General features: G+C 42.2%; 20 protein-coding genes and 1 riboswitch. Of the genes, 15 read left to right on the forward strand and 5 right to left on the reverse strand.

What is annotated here, in order from left to right; genetic code table 11:
• Positions 1 to 728: 728 nt before the first annotated feature.
• Positions 729 to 1,070 (reverse strand): spore coat protein, encoded by a 342-nt coding sequence (locus tag FZC79_RS08630; protein ID WP_148946397.1) that lies wholly within the window; start codon positions 1,068 to 1,070, stop codon positions 729 to 731.
• A 16-nt stretch (positions 1,071 to 1,086) separates the two neighbouring features.
• Complete coding sequence (locus tag FZC79_RS08635) at positions 1,087 to 1,353, reverse strand: hypothetical protein (RefSeq protein ID WP_148946398.1); 267 nt, start codon at positions 1,351 to 1,353, stop codon at positions 1,087 to 1,089.
• A gap of 271 nt (positions 1,354 to 1,624) precedes the next feature.
• Between FZC79_RS08635 and FZC79_RS08640 the strand changes: the two genes are divergently transcribed.
• Positions 1,625 to 2,542, forward strand: a complete 918-nt coding sequence (locus tag FZC79_RS08640) for a proline dehydrogenase family protein (protein WP_148941483.1) — start codon at positions 1,625 to 1,627, stop codon at positions 2,540 to 2,542.
• A 573-nt stretch (positions 2,543 to 3,115) separates the two neighbouring features.
• Here FZC79_RS08640 and FZC79_RS23050 read toward each other — a convergent pair.
• A complete protein-coding gene (locus FZC79_RS23050) occupies positions 3,116 to 3,268 on the reverse strand; it encodes a hypothetical protein (RefSeq protein ID WP_187442699.1) in 153 nt (50 codons plus the stop codon).
• 48 nt (positions 3,269 to 3,316) lie between these two features.
• Complete coding sequence (locus FZC79_RS08645; RefSeq protein ID WP_148941484.1) at positions 3,317 to 3,448, reverse strand: YuzL family protein; 132 nt, start codon at positions 3,446 to 3,448, stop codon at positions 3,317 to 3,319.
• Between the two features lie 195 nt (positions 3,449 to 3,643).
• Here FZC79_RS08645 and FZC79_RS08650 point away from each other — a divergent pair, with 195 nt between their 5' ends.
• From FZC79_RS08650 to FZC79_RS08715, 14 genes are all read left to right on the forward strand, one after another.
• Positions 3,644 to 6,028: a 3-hydroxyacyl-CoA dehydrogenase/enoyl-CoA hydratase family protein gene (locus FZC79_RS08650; protein ID WP_148946399.1), complete on the forward strand. Its 2,385-nt coding sequence runs from the start codon at positions 3,644 to 3,646 to the stop codon at positions 6,026 to 6,028.
• 35 nt (positions 6,029 to 6,063) lie between these two features.
• A complete protein-coding gene (locus tag FZC79_RS08655) occupies positions 6,064 to 7,242 on the forward strand; it encodes an acetyl-CoA C-acetyltransferase (RefSeq protein WP_148946400.1) in 1,179 nt (392 codons plus the stop codon).
• Positions 7,243 to 7,311: 69 nt separating this feature from the next.
• Positions 7,312 to 9,096 carry an acyl-CoA dehydrogenase family protein gene (locus FZC79_RS08660; protein ID WP_148946401.1) on the forward strand — a complete coding sequence of 595 codons (1,785 nt, stop codon included), beginning with the start codon at positions 7,312 to 7,314 and terminating at the stop codon, positions 9,094 to 9,096.
• 133 nt (positions 9,097 to 9,229) lie between these two features.
• Positions 9,230 to 10,012 (forward strand): SDR family NAD(P)-dependent oxidoreductase, encoded by a 783-nt coding sequence (locus tag FZC79_RS08665; protein WP_148946402.1) that lies wholly within the window; start codon positions 9,230 to 9,232, stop codon positions 10,010 to 10,012.
• 39 nt (positions 10,013 to 10,051) lie between these two features.
• Positions 10,052 to 10,354 (forward strand): ArsR/SmtB family transcription factor, encoded by a 303-nt coding sequence (locus FZC79_RS08670; RefSeq protein ID WP_148946403.1) that lies wholly within the window; start codon positions 10,052 to 10,054, stop codon positions 10,352 to 10,354.
• Between the two features lie 114 nt (positions 10,355 to 10,468).
• On the forward strand, positions 10,469 to 10,825 hold the full coding sequence (locus tag FZC79_RS08675) for an arsenate reductase family protein (protein WP_148946404.1): 357 nt from the start codon (positions 10,469 to 10,471) through the stop codon (positions 10,823 to 10,825).
• Positions 10,826 to 10,894: 69 nt separating this feature from the next.
• On the forward strand, positions 10,895 to 11,278 hold the full coding sequence (gene gcvH / locus FZC79_RS08680; protein ID WP_148946405.1) for a glycine cleavage system protein GcvH: 384 nt from the start codon (positions 10,895 to 10,897) through the stop codon (positions 11,276 to 11,278).
• 93 nt (positions 11,279 to 11,371) lie between these two features.
• Complete coding sequence (locus FZC79_RS08685; protein ID WP_148946406.1) at positions 11,372 to 11,611, forward strand: DUF2553 family protein; 240 nt, start codon at positions 11,372 to 11,374, stop codon at positions 11,609 to 11,611.
• Positions 11,612 to 11,864: 253 nt separating this feature from the next.
• Positions 11,865 to 12,221, forward strand: a complete 357-nt coding sequence (locus FZC79_RS08690) for a toprim domain-containing protein (RefSeq protein WP_148946407.1) — start codon at positions 11,865 to 11,867, stop codon at positions 12,219 to 12,221.
• A 9-nt stretch (positions 12,222 to 12,230) separates the two neighbouring features.
• Entirely contained in the window at positions 12,231 to 12,554 is a 324-nt protein-coding gene (locus FZC79_RS08695) for a thioredoxin family protein (protein WP_148946408.1), read from the forward strand.
• A 181-nt stretch (positions 12,555 to 12,735) separates the two neighbouring features.
• Positions 12,736 to 13,089 (forward strand): hypothetical protein, encoded by a 354-nt coding sequence (locus tag FZC79_RS08700; protein ID WP_148946409.1) that lies wholly within the window; start codon positions 12,736 to 12,738, stop codon positions 13,087 to 13,089.
• Between the two features lie 424 nt (positions 13,090 to 13,513).
• A riboswitch (SAM riboswitch) is annotated at positions 13,514 to 13,621 on the forward strand.
• A gap of 177 nt (positions 13,622 to 13,798) precedes the next feature.
• Positions 13,799 to 14,818, forward strand: coding sequence for a methionine ABC transporter ATP-binding protein (locus tag FZC79_RS08705; RefSeq protein ID WP_148946410.1), 1,020 nt, complete (start codon positions 13,799 to 13,801; stop codon positions 14,816 to 14,818).
• Positions 14,811 to 15,479 (forward strand): methionine ABC transporter permease, encoded by a 669-nt coding sequence (locus FZC79_RS08710; RefSeq protein ID WP_148946411.1) that lies wholly within the window; start codon positions 14,811 to 14,813, stop codon positions 15,477 to 15,479. The genes FZC79_RS08705 and FZC79_RS08710 overlap by 8 nt, the downstream gene beginning before the upstream one ends.
• A 27-nt stretch (positions 15,480 to 15,506) precedes the next feature.
• On the forward strand, positions 15,507 to 16,343 hold the full coding sequence (locus tag FZC79_RS08715) for a MetQ/NlpA family ABC transporter substrate-binding protein (protein ID WP_148946412.1): 837 nt from the start codon (positions 15,507 to 15,509) through the stop codon (positions 16,341 to 16,343).
• 1,099 nt (positions 16,344 to 17,442) lie between these two features.
• Here FZC79_RS08715 and FZC79_RS08720 read toward each other — a convergent pair.
• Positions 17,443 to 17,723, reverse strand: a 281-nt coding sequence (locus FZC79_RS08720; RefSeq protein ID WP_148946413.1) for a transposase, incomplete at its 5' end; no start/stop codon positions are given.

A 17,723-nucleotide genomic window follows, 5' to 3' on the forward strand; every position in this document is an offset into this window, starting at 1 on the left:
TTTCGGAAGCCGGCCTAAACGAAGTAACAGATCTCTCTATCAACGAGTTTTGTGTGTCTATCGTCGAACTTGCTGGCCCTATCAACGAAAATGCAAGGTCTATCGACGAATTTGCAGATCCTATCAACGAATTCCCAGGTTCTATCAACGATTGTTTATTTACAGTTAGATTACCCGGCCGCGGCCGGGATTCACACTTTTGACGCAAAGAATAAGCTGACCTGGTCTTTATCTTCTGGTTCTATCAGCCGCTTATTGTGAAAGAGGTCTGTCATTTCTTTAATTGGGTATCCAGCCGTAAAAATAAGGGAACTTTTTTCCCTTAATCGCAAATTCAAGTTTATATCGGGGCAAATAGAGGAACTTTTTACCCTTATCTGATAAAAAAGCGAAATTTTCTTTGTGTATCTATTATATAAGGGAACTTTATTCCCCTATTTTAGCTTTTACCCGTGTTTTTTAGTAAATAAGGGAACTTTTTTCCTCTATTTACTATCTGAAATACTGAATCACTTTAATAAGTGCCATCGAACACTGGCTTGAATCAGTGTCTTTCTATCGACTTTATGGAAAGGACCCTTCCAGCCCCGCCAGGAAAATGTTTCAAAAATACAAAAAAAGTCAACAATCTTTTCTCCTGTTTAAGGAAAGATAGTTGACTTTATCTTTGTTCATAACAAGTAGACTCTAAAATTTCAGGGCTCACTTTAAAACAAGGAGCCACTCCATCAATGCACGTTATTATAAGGAAACTGGGAAGCGTATTGCTGGTGCTGCTGATAAGACTGCTGAAGCTTTTGGGCATCTGCCTGCTCAAGTTTGTACCAGCCTTTTTTGAACATGCTGTTATACAGGCTGCGCTGGGTGTTCTGCGTTTCATTGAAGATAGTGAGCAGGTCATTGTAGAGAGCGTCATGGCTTGCTTCATTCAATGCCGTACAGTAAGAGTCAGTCATATATTTTTCCATGCTCAGCATATCATTTACCAGGTCGCGGTCATTCATTTGCGGTGTTTCAGATACTTGTGTCTGCGGGTTTTGAATTTTTTGCTGTGATTGATTTTGGTTCATTATTCACACTTCCTTTCTACATAGTTGTTGTGGATTGCGGAGCACTTCCAGGGTTCAAGTGGGCAAGGATCTGCTCATAATGGCGCTGGTGCATCTGTCCGCACTTATCGATTTCCGCTTTGAGTTCAGGATCCTGGCAGTGACTTGCTGCAAAATGGGCTTTTTTCATGGCCAGCAAGTTCCAAGAAAGCATATCATTTAAGTACATAGAATCTTTGGTGGTTAAGACTTGCGGGGGCTGCTGCATGATGCCCTGCTGTTGATTGCCTTGCTGCTGTTGCATAAGAATTCCCTCCTTTGGATTTAGCAAAGTTATTGTTCCTCTAACACTGACACATATACAACAAATGACAAAAATCGATAAAACTTTTCAAATAAATGTTTGAACTATATTCAAAAACGGTTAAAGGTGATAATATAAATTTATAAATATGGAACCGATTTAAGGGGCGATTAGTCCTGGCAGACCACCTCAGCCACTTGATTGCGGCCATCCAGATTATCTAAAAAGAAACCGCTTTCATAGTGAAGCAAATGTTCAGGGGGTAAATGACATGGAACAAGTAATGCGTAACTTCTTTTTATTCTTATCCAAGAATAAACCATTAACAAAAGTAGCGAAAAAATATGGTTTGCGTTTTGGCGCAGCTCGATTTGTTGCCGGTGAATCCATCGACCTCGCTGTTGAAGCTATCAAAGGGCTGAATAATCAAGGATTATCCGTAACAATCGATTATCTTGGAGAGTTCATTGATAATGAAGCAGAAGCAAATGAGATGGCTGATCAATGCATTGAGGCTGTAAAGGCAATCGGCAGGGAGCGGATTGACTCGCAGCTTTCATTGAAAATGACATCGATGGGTCTCGATCTTTCTGAAGAGATTGTTATGAAAAACATGAGAAGAATCCTTGAAGCGGCCCAGGAGTTTGGAGTATTTGTTACGATCGATATGGAAGATTACTCCCGATGCGGCAAGACCATCGATATTTTCAAGAGGCTGAAATCAGAATATGACAATGTCGGTACGGTTATCCAGGCTTATCTGTTCAGAACCGAAAAGGATATGGAAGTTCTGAATGAATATTCCCCAAATCTTCGACTCGTTAAAGGGGCATATAAGGAATCGCCTCTTGTAGCTTTCCCGGATAAAAAAGACGTCGACGATAACTTTAAAAAAATTATTAAGATGCATCTGCTCAATGGCAACTACACCGCTGTGGCGACACATGACGATGCAATGATTGAATATACGAAGCAGATTGTAGAGGAGTACAATATCCCCCACGATCAATTTGAATTCCAGATGCTCTATGGAATTAGAGTGGAGCGGCAGCTGGAGCTGGCTAAAGAAGGATATAAAATGCGCGTCTATGTTCCATACGGCACAGATTGGTACGGCTACTTCATGCGCCGCCTTGCAGAAAGACCTGCAAACGTCGCTTTTGTACTGAAAGGTGTAATAAACAAGTAATTTGAGAGTTAAGCATAATCATATATGACCGGGACCGCTGCTGGATTTCTATCTTGCAGCGGTCTTTTTGATGGTCTTGAAAACTCCTGGCTATGCAGGGGGTTCCAGAGAGCAGAACATCCTCTTTCTATAGAAAAAAGCCGGTTCCTTATTACTACATGCCATTCCAGCAGGAGGGGAGGTATCCTTGCTGATTGGGATTAATAAAGTCTAAAATAAGCGGAGTTTTTCCGGTTAAGCTTCAGAATAGTAGATGATTTGGGGTATATAAGCGGAATTTTTCCGCTTAAGCACAGCGAAACGAACTATTTTCGCATCTTTTATACAAATAAGCGGAATTTCTTCTCTTATTTGAGCTGTTTTTCGCGCGATGACTTAAATAAGCGGAATTTCTCCGCTTATTTCTCCACGTTTTTTCAGCCGGAATAAATAGCCAGAGAAAATAATTCATTGGGCCTTTTAGGCCGAGGCTGGTAAGGAAGGCTTCCAGCCGTAGAGCAAACCACCAGTTTAAACTGGTGGTTTTGTTTTTGATCATTCATTTGTAATTTGAATTTTTGATCTTCCTGATAATTAGGCAGGTTCCAGAGAAAAAACAGCCAGCCAGAACCTCAACTTGACAGCACCGAATGAAAGTTCAGTGAAATCAATGCTGCCAGATGCCTGACCTGACTTCAAGGAATCTTGGTTTTGCCCATTCAATGCGAGATTTAGTTTGATAGACATATGCAGACATCCCGCCGAGAACTCTAAAAATGAACAGGAAAACAAGTTTTATTTTTTGTACTGATTGTTTTGGCTGTTCACCTTGCCGCCGCCGTCATGTTCCACTGTCGGACCGGCATCACCTTTTACACTAGCCGCGCTGACGCCTGCCTTGGATGGGTTTTTCTTTCTTTTTGCCATAGTAATCACCTCCACTATTAGAATTACCAAAAGGTGCGAAATGATTATTTTTTGAAAATTTATCATTTTTTAAACTTTAAGATATTGCAGTCTGCTGTAAAATCTTATATATTAGAGGTAACAGATCTCATTCGTGATTTTTTTTGAGAAGAAAATGAATGAGTGTTCATTCAAGTAGTAAAAGGGGGAAAAATAGTGGCTCGTAAAATTCAAAAAGCAGCAGTATTAGGATCTGGAGTAATGGGATCGGGTATCGCAGCCCATCTGGCGAATATCGGGATACCTGCCTTGCTGCTGGATATAGTACCGCGTGAGTTAACTGAAGCAGAAAAAGCGAAGGGACTGACTTTGGAAGATAAAGCCGTCCGCAACCGTATGAGTGAAGGGGCGCTAAAGAAGCTTCTTAAGCAAAAACCCGCACCTCTTACTTCAAAGAAGAACCTTGCATTGATTGAAGCAGGTAACTTTGAAGATGATATGGAGAAATTAAGCGATTGTGACTGGATCATTGAAGTGGTTGTTGAAAACCTGGATATCAAGAAGAAAGTTTTTGAAAGTGTTGAAAAGCATAGAAAGAAAGGCAGCATCATCAGCTCCAACACGTCCGGGATTTCAATTGAAGCGATGTCAGAGGGAAGATCGGAGGATTTCCAGAAGAACTTCCTGGGAACTCACTTCTTTAACCCTCCGCGTTACCTGAAATTGCTTGAAGTCATCCCTACTGAAAAAACAGACCCGGAAGTACTTTCTTTCATTAAAACATTTGGTGAAGATGTACTCGGCAAAGGGGTGGTCCTTGCAAAAGATACACCAAACTTTATCGCCAACAGGATCGGAACTTACGGCCTGTTGATCACACTGCAGGAAATGTTGAAAAGCGGTATAAGTGTCGGGGAAGTGGATTCCATTACCGGACCAGCAATCGGACGTCCGAAAAGTGCAACCTTCCGTACCCTCGATGTTGTAGGGCTGGATACCTTCGCCCATGTGGCGAAAAATGTTTATGACCAGGTTGACGGAGAAGAAAAGAAAGTATTTGAGATTCCCGGCTTCATGCAGAAGATGCTGGATAATGGATGGCTTGGATCCAAGAGCGGCCAGGGCTTCTACTTGAAACAAGGAAAAGAAATCCTTGAACTCGATACCGAAACATTGGAATACGGACCGCGAAAAAAGTTAAAAACAACTTCGACTGAATTAAGCAAGCAGGAAAAAGGACTTTCGAATAAAATGAAAGCGCTTGTTTATGCAGAGGACAAAGCCGGCACATTCCTTTGGAACATCCTTTCACCGGTGCTTCTGTATTCAGGAGACCTGCTTGAGACCATTGCCGATGATATCGTTGCGATCGATCAGGCAATGAAATGGGGCTTCGGCTGGCAGCAAGGACCATTTGAAACGTGGGACAGCATTGGCCTTGAGAAATCAGTAAGCAAGATGAGAGAAGAAGGCAGAGAGGTTCCGGCATGGATCACTGAGATGCTTGAAGCAGGCCATAGTTCTTTCTATAAAGAAGAAGATGGAGAAAAGTACTTCTACCATAACGGTGAATATAAAAAGATTGAGAGAAACCCAAAAGTAATAGATTTAAAGCTTTTGAAGCAGCAAGGGAACCTGATCAAGAAAAACTCCGGTGCGAGCTTAATCGATATTGGAGATGGAGTAGCGCTTCTTGAATTCCATTCACCAAACAACTCCATTGGACTGGATATCGTTCAAATGATCAACTTCTCTATTGAAGAAGTAGAAAAGAATTTCAAAGGACTCGTTATCGGAAATCAAGGTAAAAATTTCTGTGTGGGTGCGAACATCGCAATGATTTTAATGGAAGCGCAGGATGACAACATCTTCGAAATTGATATGGTTGTCCGTAACTTCCAGCAGGCGATGATGAATATCAAATACAGCAAAAAACCTGTAGTGGCGGCACCATTTGGCATGACACTTGGAGGAGGCTCGGAGGTATGCCTTCCAGCGGCCCATATCCAGGCATCTATGGAAACGTACATGGGTCTTGTAGAAGCTGGTGTCGGCCTGATCCCTGGCGGAGGCGGAAACAAAGAATTATATATCAAGCATCTTAATATGATGCCTGAAGGGATTGACTTTGATCTGCAGAAGGTTGCCAATAAAGTGTTTGAAACAATAGCAATGGCAAAAGTCTCTACTTCTGGTGACGAGGCAAGGGATAATAATTTCCTGAATAATTCTGATGGTGTAAGTGCCAATGGAGATCACATTTTATATGACGCGAAGCAGGCAGCTCTTGCTTTAAGTGAAAGCGGCTACACTCCTCCAGTCCGCAGAAAGATCCCGGTTGTCGGTGAATCTGGATATGCGGCGCTGATTCTTGGAGCTCAAGCAATGCTTCACTCAGGCTATATATCCCAACATGATTTGGCAATCGCGAAAAAATTGGCGTTTGTACTGGCAGGCGGCAAGCTGCCATTCGGTACCGAAGTAGATGAGCAATATCTATTGGACTTGGAGAGAGAAGCATTCCTGAGTCTTGTCGCACAACCGAAATCACAGCAGCGTATGCAGCACATGCTGGTAAAAGGAAAGCCGCTGCGTAACTAACATACATTGATTTTTACTAGAAATGGGGGAAGAACATGCGAGAAGCGGTATTAGTAGCCGGCGCCCGAACACCGGTCGGAAAAGCAAACAAGGGGACTCTGGCAACAGTCAGACCTGATGATCTGGGTGCGCTGGTTGTAAAAGAAACACTGAAACGCGCGGGAAACTATGACGGAAATATAGATGACTTAATTATCGGATGTGCCATGCCGGAAGCGGAACAAGGCTTGAACATGGCAAGGAATATCGGCGGACTGGCGGGACTCCCGCATAACGTCCCTGCCATAACCATTAACCGTTACTGCTCCTCAGGCTTGCAGTCCATTGCATATGCAGCGGAGAAGATCATGCTGGGCCACTCTGACACAGCAATTGCAGGGGGCGCTGAATCAATGAGCCTTGTGCCTTTAATGGGGCATGTAGTCCGCCCTAATGCAAAGCTTGCTGAAACAGCTCCTCAATATTATATGAGCATGGGACACACAGCAGAGGAAGTCGCAAAAAAATTCGGTATCTCACGTGAAGATCAAGATGCTTTCGCAGTAAGAAGCCATGAGAAAGCTGCCAGTGCGATTGCTGAAGGCAGATTCCAGGATGAAATCGTTCCTGTTGACGTAGTCATGCGTTCAGTCAACAGCCAAAACAAGGTGGTCGAAAAGAATATTACTTTCTCAAAAGATGAAGGCGTAAGACCTGGCACCAATCAGGAAGTCCTTTCTAAGCTGCGCCCGGTGTTCAATGTTAAGGGATCAGTGACAGCTGGAAACTCTTCACAGACAAGTGACGGAGCAGCGGCAGTCATGGTCATGGATCGTGAAAAAGCTGATTCACTTGGCCTTGCACCGATGGCGAAATTCAGATCATTTGCTGTTGCGGGTGTACCGCCGGAAATCATGGGTGTCGGACCTGTCGAAGCGATCCCGAAAGCACTAAAAATGGCGGGTCTTCAATTAGAAGACATCGGCTTGTTTGAATTGAATGAAGCCTTTGCTTCTCAATCCATCCAGGTTATCCGCCAGCTGGGCCTTAATGAAGACATTATCAACGTCAACGGCGGCGCCATTGCCCTGGGACATCCACTTGGCTGTTCCGGAACGAAACTGACTCTTTCTCTCGTGCATGAAATGAAGAGACGTAATGTGCAATTCGGTGTTGTCACTATGTGTATCGGCGGAGGAATGGGTGCTGCCGGAGTATTTGAACTGATAGGGTAATTTCTCGGAGGCTCACACCCGGGCCTTCGGTTTTCAATAACTGTTTTTTAAAACAAGGAGGAAAAACAGATGACAAATCAAACTGATAAGTTGGTAAAAGGCGGCAGCTTCATTATCGAAGATGTTTCTTATGAAAATGTGTTCACACCGGAAGATTTTTCCGATGAACAGATAATGATTGCTAAAACAACAGAAGATTATGTTGTAAAAGAAGTTGTTCCACAAGTGGAACACTTGGAAAATCATGAATTTGACCGTTCTGTAAAACTATTGAAAAGTGCTGGAGACCTTGGTTTGCTTGGTGCTGATGTTCCCGAAGAATACGGCGGACTCGGCCTTGATAAAGTAAGCTCTGCTCTAATTGCAGAAAAAATGTCCACTGCAGGCGGATTCTCCATTACACATGGAGCGCATGTTGGAATCGGATCTCTTCCAATCGTATTGTTCGGTAACGAAGACCAAAAACAAAAGTACCTTCCAGCATTGGCGACAGGCGAGAAAATTGCTGCCTATGCCCTGACTGAGCCGGGTTCCGGTTCTGATGCGCTTGGCGCCAGAACGACAGCCAAGCTGAACGAAGCAGGCACCCACTATGTATTGAACGGTGAAAAACAGTGGATTACCAATGCAGGTTTTGCTGATGTATTTGTTGTATACGCTAAAATCGACGGTGAGCAGTTCTCTGCTTTTATCGTTGAGCGTGATTATGAGGGTGTATCCACAGGTGCTGAAGAAAAGAAAATGGGAATCAAGAGTTCTTCCACTCGTACATTGATTCTTGAAGATGCACTGGTTCCGGTCGAAAACCTTCTTGGTGAAGCAGGAAAAGGGCATATCATTGCGTTCAATATCCTGAATATCGGCCGTTACAAGCTTGGAGTAGGTGCTGTAGGCGGAAGCAAGCGTGCGATGGACGTAACAATCAAATACGCAAACCAGCGCCAGCAGTTCAAGACGCCGATCTCTGCTTTTAACTTAACAAAAGAAAAATTCTCTACGATGGCATCCAAGCTGTATGCCACAGAAAGCTCAGTATACCGTACAGTCGGTTTGTTTGAAGACCGTATGAGCCAATTGACAGATGAAGAAGTCAAAAACGGAACAGAAGTTGCTAAATCCATTGCTGAATATGCAATCGAGTGTTCACTGAATAAAGTTTTTGCAACGGAAACTCTTGATTATATCGTGGATGAAGGTGTTCAAATTCATGGCGGATACGGATTCATGCAGGAGTATGAAATCGAGAGAATGTACCGCGATTCCCGTATCAACCGTATTTTCGAAGGAACAAATGAAATCAACCGCCTGTTAGTGCCTGGCACATATGTCCGTAAAGCACTTAAAGGTGAACTGCCATTATTCCAGAAAGCACAGGCTCTTCAAGAAGAGTTGATGATGCTTATGCCGGAAGAAGTGGGCGATGCACCGCTTGAACAGGAAAAATATCTTGTGAAAAATGCGAAGAAGATCGGCTTGCTAATCGCGGGTCTGGCTGCACAGAAATACGGAAAAGCTCTGGAAAAAGAGCAGGAGATCCTTGTAAACATCGCTGATATCATTTCCAATGCTTACGCGATGGAATCAGCCGTTCTTCGTACGGAAAAAGCCATTAACAAAGATGGCGTTGAAAAAGCAAAGCAAAAGTTATTGTATACACAAATTTTCTGTCAGGAAGCATTCAACGAGATCGAAGCGCATGCAAAAGAAACATTGGTTGCAGCAGAAACAGGCGATTCTTTGAGAATGATGCTGTCAGCGCTTCGTAAATTCACGCGCTATACACCGCTTAACATTATCGCAGTTAAACGTGAAGCATCTGAAAAGCTAATTGAAGCAGAGCGTTATGTTCTGTAAATAGATCTTCAGCCGGACTCATACAATGGGTCCGGTTTTTTTCTGTACATAAATAAAAAACCTTGCAGAAGCAGGTTCTATAAATTATTATATGTTTAAACGTTTAAACATATAATAATTGGAGGTCATTCAGATGAATAACAAAACAGCCGTCATTACAGGAGCATCGAGCGGACTTGGAGTGGAGTTTGCAAAACAGCTTGCGACAAGGGGATATAATCTTGTTCTTACCGCCAGAAGTGAACAGAAGTTAAATGATCTGGCAAAGGATATGGAAACACAGTATGAGATAAAAGCCCATGTCCTTGCACTTGATTTATCACAGCAGGGTGCTGCGCAGGAGTTGTTTCGATTCACAGAATCCATCGGTGTAACAGCGGATATTTTAATAAATAATGCAGGATTCGGCTTGTTCGGTGAGTTTGAAGAGACAGATATGCAAAAAGAATTGGACATGATTCAAGTAAACATTACAGCCTTAACAGAGCTTTCAAAGTTATTTGGAAGAGACATGGTCCACAGAGGAGCAGGGAAAATACTGAATGTAGCATCCACAGCAGCGTTTCAGCCTGGCCCTCTGATGGCTGTCTATTATGCGACCAAAGCATATGTCCTGTCCTTATCGGAAGCGTTGGCAAACGAGTGGCAGGACAGAGGGGTGGAAGTGGCTGCATTGTGCCCTGGAGCGACTGAAACGGGTTTCAGCAGTACTGCAGAACTCGGACAGTCCAAACTCTTTCAGAGCGGTGTCATGAAGGCTGATAAGGTAGTGGAGGAGGCTGTGGTATCTCTTTTAGAAACGAATAAGACAGTGATCATCCCGGGAAGAAAGAATAAATTACTGGCAGGCTCGATCCGCTTTATGCCAAGAAAGATGGTCACTTCCGTTGTCCGCAAGGTGCAGGAACGTATATAATGTGAGGTAAGATGGTAAAAGAGGGAAGGGAATGCTAAAGTGGGTCAAAAAGCAATGGATACATTCCGTAAATGTATACCTTTATTCCAAGCATTGAGTGATCCCTACAGGCAGGATATCATCCTCCTGCTGGCGGAGAGAGAGCCTTTGACAGTCAATGAGGTAACTGAAAATCTTACCTTGTCCAGGCCGGCGGTTTCTCATCATTTGAAAATTTTAAGAGATCAGCATCTGGTGACTATCGAGCAAAAAGGCACTCAAAGATTCTATTCACTTGCGCTTGATCAAGCTGTTGAAGAATTAAAAGAATTGATTGATACTGTAGAACACACATGCATCTGATTTTTATTGATGAAAACTTCTTAAAGTCCTGCAGAATGATTTGCAGGACATTAAGGAATTTTGTCGAACTAGTAGTAGTTGAACAGAAAAACCTCCGGGAAGGGTGGTGAGAAAATGACAATCCAATTTTATTCATATCCCAAATGCGGAACCTGCCGCAAAGCCAAACAATGGTTTGAGGAGAACGGCAAGGAATTTAATGAAATACATATTGTTGAGAATCCTCCCACGAAGGAGGAGTTGAAGGAGCTTCACAAAAACAGCGGAATGCCTTTAAAAAAGTTCTTCAACACAAGCGGCAAGAAATACCGGGAACTTGGCTTGAAAGACAAGGTTAATGATTCTTCTGAAGAGGAATTGCTTGAGATTCTAGCGAGTGACGGGATGCTGATCAAGCGGCCTATATCTGCCGAAGGATCAACTGTTACAGTCGGCTTTAAGGAAGAAACATTCGAGACTGCATGGAAGTAAAAGTTTTCTTGCTTTTATCGTAGTAAATATGTCAATATTGATGTGAATATAGCAATGGAGGGATAGGACATGAGCACACCAAAAGAACTTCGTTTCTCAGAAGAACATGAGTGGGTTAAAGTTGAAGGGGAAAATGTACGTATTGGAATCACGCATTTCGCGCAATCAGAATTAGGGGATATTGTTTTCGTTGAACTTCCAGAAGTTGGCGACGAAATTACAGCTAACGAGCCATTCGGAAGCGTAGAATCTGTTAAAACAGTTTCTGAATTATATGCACCTGTAAGCGGCAAGGTTGTTGAAGTCAATGAAAACCTTGATGACAGCCCTGAGTTCGTAAACGAGTCTCCATATGAAAAAGCATGGATGGTCATCATCGAACCTTCTGATGCTTCTCAAGTGGACAACCTCATGACTGCTGAGCAGTATGATGAAATGATCAAAGAAAACTAAAAATATTTACAAAACCCTCCAGCTGTTCCGGAGGGTTTTGTTTTTCTTTTTGGGTACGCTAGTAATACATACTTGCACAAGGGGGCTTATTACATGTTGAAACCCAAAAAGCTGGATGTTACACAGCGTGTCACTGGAAAACTGATTGACGGACAGCTGCATTTATTCCTTGATGAACAACTGGTAGGAAAGATGGATATTTCCAATTCAGCGGAAAATCTTCAGCTGGAACCAAACTTTGAAACCTTCGGAAACAAGATCATCCAAAATTATATGGCACCTGATGAGTCAGAGCCGCGTTATACAGACTGTGATGAAGGCGGATGGTGCTGAAAAAAGGGTAGATTCGTCTACTCTTTTTCTGTATTCAATTTTGGTTGAATTTCCGGTAAGTAAAGAGTTTTTCTTTGCAATCTTCGTGAATAAGCGGGAAAATAATGGTGAGCTTTACTAGTCTCATGCGGCTGTGTAAATCATATCTTAAAGCAGTGTTATTTTTGAACATGTCAGAGCCAGTCATAGTTATTGAGTTGATTTTTGTTGTTACGACAGACCCAATAGTAACTAAAAGAGATAGGTGATTTCAATGCATATTCACGATGATAAAGTTATTATCGTAGAGGGAACATCTGACAGGAAGAAAGTAAAAGAAATTGTGAAAGAGCCTGTAGAAATTATTTGTACAAATGGTACCATCAGTATTACAAAGATGGATGAACTCGTGGATGAACTTTTTGCCCGTGACGTATATATTCTTGTGGATGCCGACGACAGCGGCGAGAAACTGCGCAAGCTGTTTAAGAGAGAGTTTCCCGAGGCAGAGCATTTATACATTGACCGGATGTACAAAGAGGTTGCGGCTGCACCGGAATATCATCTTGCTTCAATTTTGATTGGTGCTAATATTGATGTTCACACAGAATACTTGGAGAGAAGGACGTAAATCGATTTTATGAAAAAATTATCTTTAGAGCACATCGGGGAAGCAGTACAAGAGCAAACCTATGCAGCACTATACCTCTTCACTCCGCTATGTGGTACATGTTTAGTGGCAGGGAAAATGGTAGACGTAACAGAAAAGCTGTTTCCGCAAGTTACTTTTATCAAAGCTGATTTAAATTATATCCCAACTATGGCAGATAAATACTCAGTTGAAAGTGTACCCTGTTTGCTGCTATTCCATCAAGGCAGGCTTATAAATAAGATTTATGCCTTTCAGTCGGTGCCATATTTACATGAAAAATTAAATCATTTAATACGTGCTGATTCCATTTGAGGAGTCGGTTTTTTTGACTTAATTTTACATATTTCTCGGGAAATTTTTCAGAATAACCCATATGCAGTGAAAATCGACACTAATATTCATTCCCCTTCAGAAGTTGTCGATGAATAACAAGAGGAATCCTGCCTGAAAGGTGGAAATAGTATACAAGAGTACATACTAAGGGGATGAGCGATTGGAAAAAGAGATCTTGAGGATGCTGGATGAATGTAAGATGAGATACCATTTGAAGGCATTAATGCCGGAAAAGCCCTTTATAGTCGCTTTTGATAATGGGTGCGAAATAATGAGGGTTGCACTGGGCCGCCGTGTGGAGCTTGCTATCGTTTCAGAAGAAGATCAAGAAGCGGATTTTATTATTAAAGGCAGCCCTTTATGTATTCAGGAACTGCTAAGTGGTAAAGAGAAGTTATCAGTTCTTTCGAGAAGACAAGAGGTAAATGTGACAGGTACCTATAGAGGACTCCTGTTTATCGAATCGATTTTGACCTTATGCAGAGTCCATAATTCAGAACCGGTGGTCATCTAACAGGCTATGAGTGGCAGCTCGATGGCAGAAAGTTTTTTAGATCTCGCGAATTCTAAGAATTTTCTATACGATTATTTGTAAATGAACACTGTTAATAAGTAATGAAAGAGCATCTATTTCTCTTCAGAATATTATCCTGGCGGTGCTGATAGTTCCGCTTCCAAATTTAATTTAGTGAAGCCGGGGAGGTATCGACATCCGACATGCGATATGTACTTCACGAGTGAAAATCTATTCTTATAAGAAATAATCTTTATAGACAATTACATATACGAAAACAGTTTTAAATAAATAGACTTACACTTGAAACAAAAAGAATAATAAAAAGTTGTTGACAGTTTTTGAAATGCAATGATAAAATCCATTCATAAGTAAAAAAGACTTTTGTCCTTTAAAGGATTAATTGAATAAAGCGATTTTCTTGCTCTTATCGAGAGAGGTGGAGGGATGTGCCCTGCGAAGCCCGGCAACCGTCAACTATGTTGAAATGGTGCCAATTCACACAAAGCCGCTGTGCTTTGGAAGATGAGGGAAAGGTGAATGATGAATTTTCATGCCTTTCTGCTCATTGCGGGAAGGCATTTTATATTTCTTCACTAAAATCACGAGTTTAGGATTGTGGCTGGAGAGAATAATAAAACAGCATGATAATTGCAACGGAGCTAAAACCCACTAGTCTTATGGGTTTAGTGAGGGAGAGGTGAGGTAAATGATAACTGTTTCGAATGTAAGTAAAATTTTCAAAAGCAAGAAAGGGGCCATATCAGCTGTAGATGATGTGAACCTGACGATAGATGATGGTGAAATCTTTGGTGTGATAGGTTACAGCGGCGCGGGTAAGAGCACGCTGATCCGTATGCTGAACGGATTGGAGATTCCCAGTGAAGGGACGATTGATGTGAATGGCCATATCGTCTCCAAAGTGAAGGGCGGAAAATTGAGAAGCGCCCGGCATGAAATTTCAATGATATTTCAGCATTTCAACCTCTTGTGGTCGAGGACTGTACGGGATAACATTGCCTTTCCTCTGGAGATTACAAAAGTTCCAAAGGAAGAGCGCAATAGAAGAGTAGAAGAGCTAATAGAACTTGTCGGCTTGAAAGGAAGGGAAGACTCTTATCCTTCTCAGTTAAGTGGAGGGCAGAAACAGCGGGTCGGCATTGCGCGTGCACTTGCCAATAACCCTAAAGTCCTGCTGTGTGATGAGGCAACTTCAGCACTTGACCCTGAGACGACTGATTCAATTCTGGATTTGCTGGTAGATATAAATAAGCGTTTAGGATTAACAATCGTTCTGATCACTCATGAGATGAAGGTAATCCAGAAAATCTGCCATAGAGTAGCGGTTATGGAAAATGGAAAGGTTGTCGAGTTAGGCGAGGTCCTCGAAGTGTTCAAGAACCCACAGCAGAAAATCACTCAGCGTTTTGTGAGTGAGGTTTCTGAAACCGGCAGCACGAAAGAGGCTATTGAGAATCTTGTTTCTCATTATCCTGACGGAAAGATTGTTAAGCTCACTTTCGTTGGAGAGCAGACAGAACAGCCGCTCATAACGAGCTTAATTAAGAATTTTGATATTAATGCCAATATTCTTCAAGGAAGCATTTCACAAACGCAAGGAGGCTCTTATGGGACCCTGTTCATCCAGTTGACAGGTTCTCAAGAAGAAGAGGCTGTTGAGTATTTGAAGAAGCAGACAGTCGGGATTGAGGTGATGAATCATGATTGAAACTCTCTTTCCGAATGTCGACTGGGAAAAAATGTGGGAAGCAACGGTTGAAACACTCTATATGACTGGGATGTCGGTCGCTATCACGCTTGTACTCGGAATCATCCTTGGACTTCTATTGTTTCTAACATCCCCGAACAACATTTGGGAAAATCGCGGAATTTACACAGTGACGAGTGCTGTGGTTAATATCTTCAGATCCATTCCGTTTATCATCTTGATTGTGCTGTTAATTCCGTTTACTAAAGTTCTATTGGGAACGATTCGCGGAGCAAACGCAGCACTGCCGGCCCTCATTATCGGAGCGGCGCCTTTCTATGCAAGAATGGTTGAGATTGCCTTGAGGGAAGTCAGTAAAGGGGTAATTGAAGCCGCCAAATCCATGGGCGCAAAAACCTCCACTATTATTTGGAAGGTACTTCTTCCTGAGTCTATGCCGGCATTGATTTCAGGCATAACTGTAACAGCGATCGCTTTGATTGGTTTTACGGCAATGGCGGGCGTCATCGGTGCCGGAGGTCTTGGAAACCTTGCCTACTTGGATGGATTCCAGAGAGGCCGCGATGATGTGACATTGGCAGCGACGATTGTGATCTTAATTATCGTCTTTATCATTCAGTTTATTGGAGACATCCTAACTAAAATTACGGATAAAAGATAAATTACTTTAAAGAAAAGAGGAATAACTATGAAAAAGACAATTGCAGGTTTATTTACAGCAGCGAGCATCTTCACTTTAGCTGCGTGCGGTACATCAGATGAGGGCAGCCAAGGAAACGGCGGCGAAGAAACGAAAGAAATAACTGTCGGTGCTTCCAACATTCCGCATGCTGAAATCCTGGAAAAAGCGAAACCAATCCTGGAAGAAGAAGGCATTGAACTGACAATTGATACGTATCAGGATTATGTCCTTCCAAATGAAGACCTGGACAGCGGTGAAATTGATGCCAACTACTTCCAGCATATCCCTTACCTTGAGTCTCAGATTGCTGACCATGAGTATGATTTTGTTAACGCAGGCGGAATTCACATTGAGCCTATCGGAGTATACTCTAAAAAATATGATTCCTTAGAAGACCTTCCTGAAGGTGCAACAATCCTAATGAGTAATTCAGTAGCTGACCATGGCCGTATCCTTACTTTATTAGAAGCAAAAGGTCTTATCAAAATCAAAGAAGGTGTTGAAAAGACAGCTGCAACACTTGATGACATTGAGGAGAATCCAAAGAACTTTGAATTTGATTACGAGTATGAAGCTGCTTTGCTTCCTCAGTTATACGAAAATGAAGAAGGCGACGCAGTAGTGATCAACTCGAACTATGCGATTGATTCAGGATTGAAGCCGCTTGAAGATTCCATTGCGATTGAAGATAAAGAATCACCATATGTAAATGTGATTGCTGTAAACAGCGGGGATGAAGACAATGAGGCGATCCAGGCTCTTGTAGAAGTACTTCGCTCTGAAGAAATCCAAGACTTCATTTTAGAAGAATGGGGCGGAGCAGTCGTTCCGGTACAAGAATAATATTACGAGTCAGCAGTCCTTTTATAAATGAAGGGACTGCTTTTTTGTTCAAGGTTCTGTTAAAGACTATTGTTGTTTTTAAGGGGTATGTTGACTTCCATTCCAGGTGTACGACTCCGCGGGGCGGGCGGTGAGCCTCCTCGGCTTCATTAAAAGTGGAAGCGGCCGTTCAGCGACGTACAGATTTTAGGGCTCTCGCATGAGATAAAGGAATCACGAAGAGCGACAGCGATTCGATGATGACTTATCGCAAGGAGAGAGACCGAAATCTGCTAGTCGCTGGCCGCTGAAGCTAGATTCGCCTGCGGGGTCTCACCCACTGGTTTTGCAAAGATGTAAACAAATTTGCAAACAAGTAAAAATTTACCATCTTCATTAGATCAGGGAAGCAAAAAAGACAATACACAAATAAAAGTGCCGCCTGTTCCCATTTTTTGTAATATATATATTTACTTAATTACTCTCTTAACTTGCTTTTTTCTTTTCTCAACGATTAATGCGACATGACCATATTGGACTTTTTCCTTTGGTTTATCCGGTATCTTCTGCCTGCCTTTTGATGTTTTTTTGGGTTTATATTCTAAGGCATGAGATAAAGGAATCACGAAGAGCGACAGCGATTCGATGATGACTTATCGAAAGGAGAGAGACCGAAATCTGCTAGTCGCTGGCCGCTGAAGCTAGATTCGCCTGCGGGGTCTCACCCACTGGTTTTGCAAAGATGTAAACAAATTTGYAAACAAGTAAAAATTTACCATCTTCATTAGATCAGGGAAGCAAAAAAGACAATACACAAATAAAAGTGCCGCCTGTTCCCATTTTTTGTAATATATATATATTTACTTAATTACTCTCTTAACTTGCTTTTTTCTTTTCTCAACGATTAATGCGACATGACCATATTGGACTTTTTCCTTTGGTTTATCCGGTATCTTCTGCCTGCCTTTTGATGTTTTTTTGGGTTTATATTCTAAGGCAGCTATGAACTCATGCCAATTTCTATCGAGATACGTGCGAATTTCTCTAAGAATCGGTAACATACCTTTTGMGGRTTTCGTTTTCAGCTTTACAATCAGAATTAGAATATACGCAATCATAGTTAAAACATTTGATTCCAAATCCCCTGTGGCTTTGTGCTCCATACTTTCACAAAGCGCAAGGATTGTTTAATCCACTTGAAAAAGAGTTCAATAATCCACCGGTTTTTATAAATTTCAGCAATTTCAATCGCTGATAAGTCCCACCTGGTCGTGGCCACTTTATAGGTCTTTCCCTCTGAATCTTGATATTCGACCAATCTTACAGGCCTCATTTTCTTTTCGGCACCTAGGATCACTTTTGCGTCTCTTAAAATGGTTTTCCCTTCGGGCACTTCGTACT

It is taken from the genome of Rossellomorea vietnamensis (genome assembly GCF_008180615.1).
GTDB classification, from domain to species: domain Bacteria; phylum Bacillota; class Bacilli; order Bacillales; family Bacillaceae_B; genus Rossellomorea; species Rossellomorea vietnamensis_D.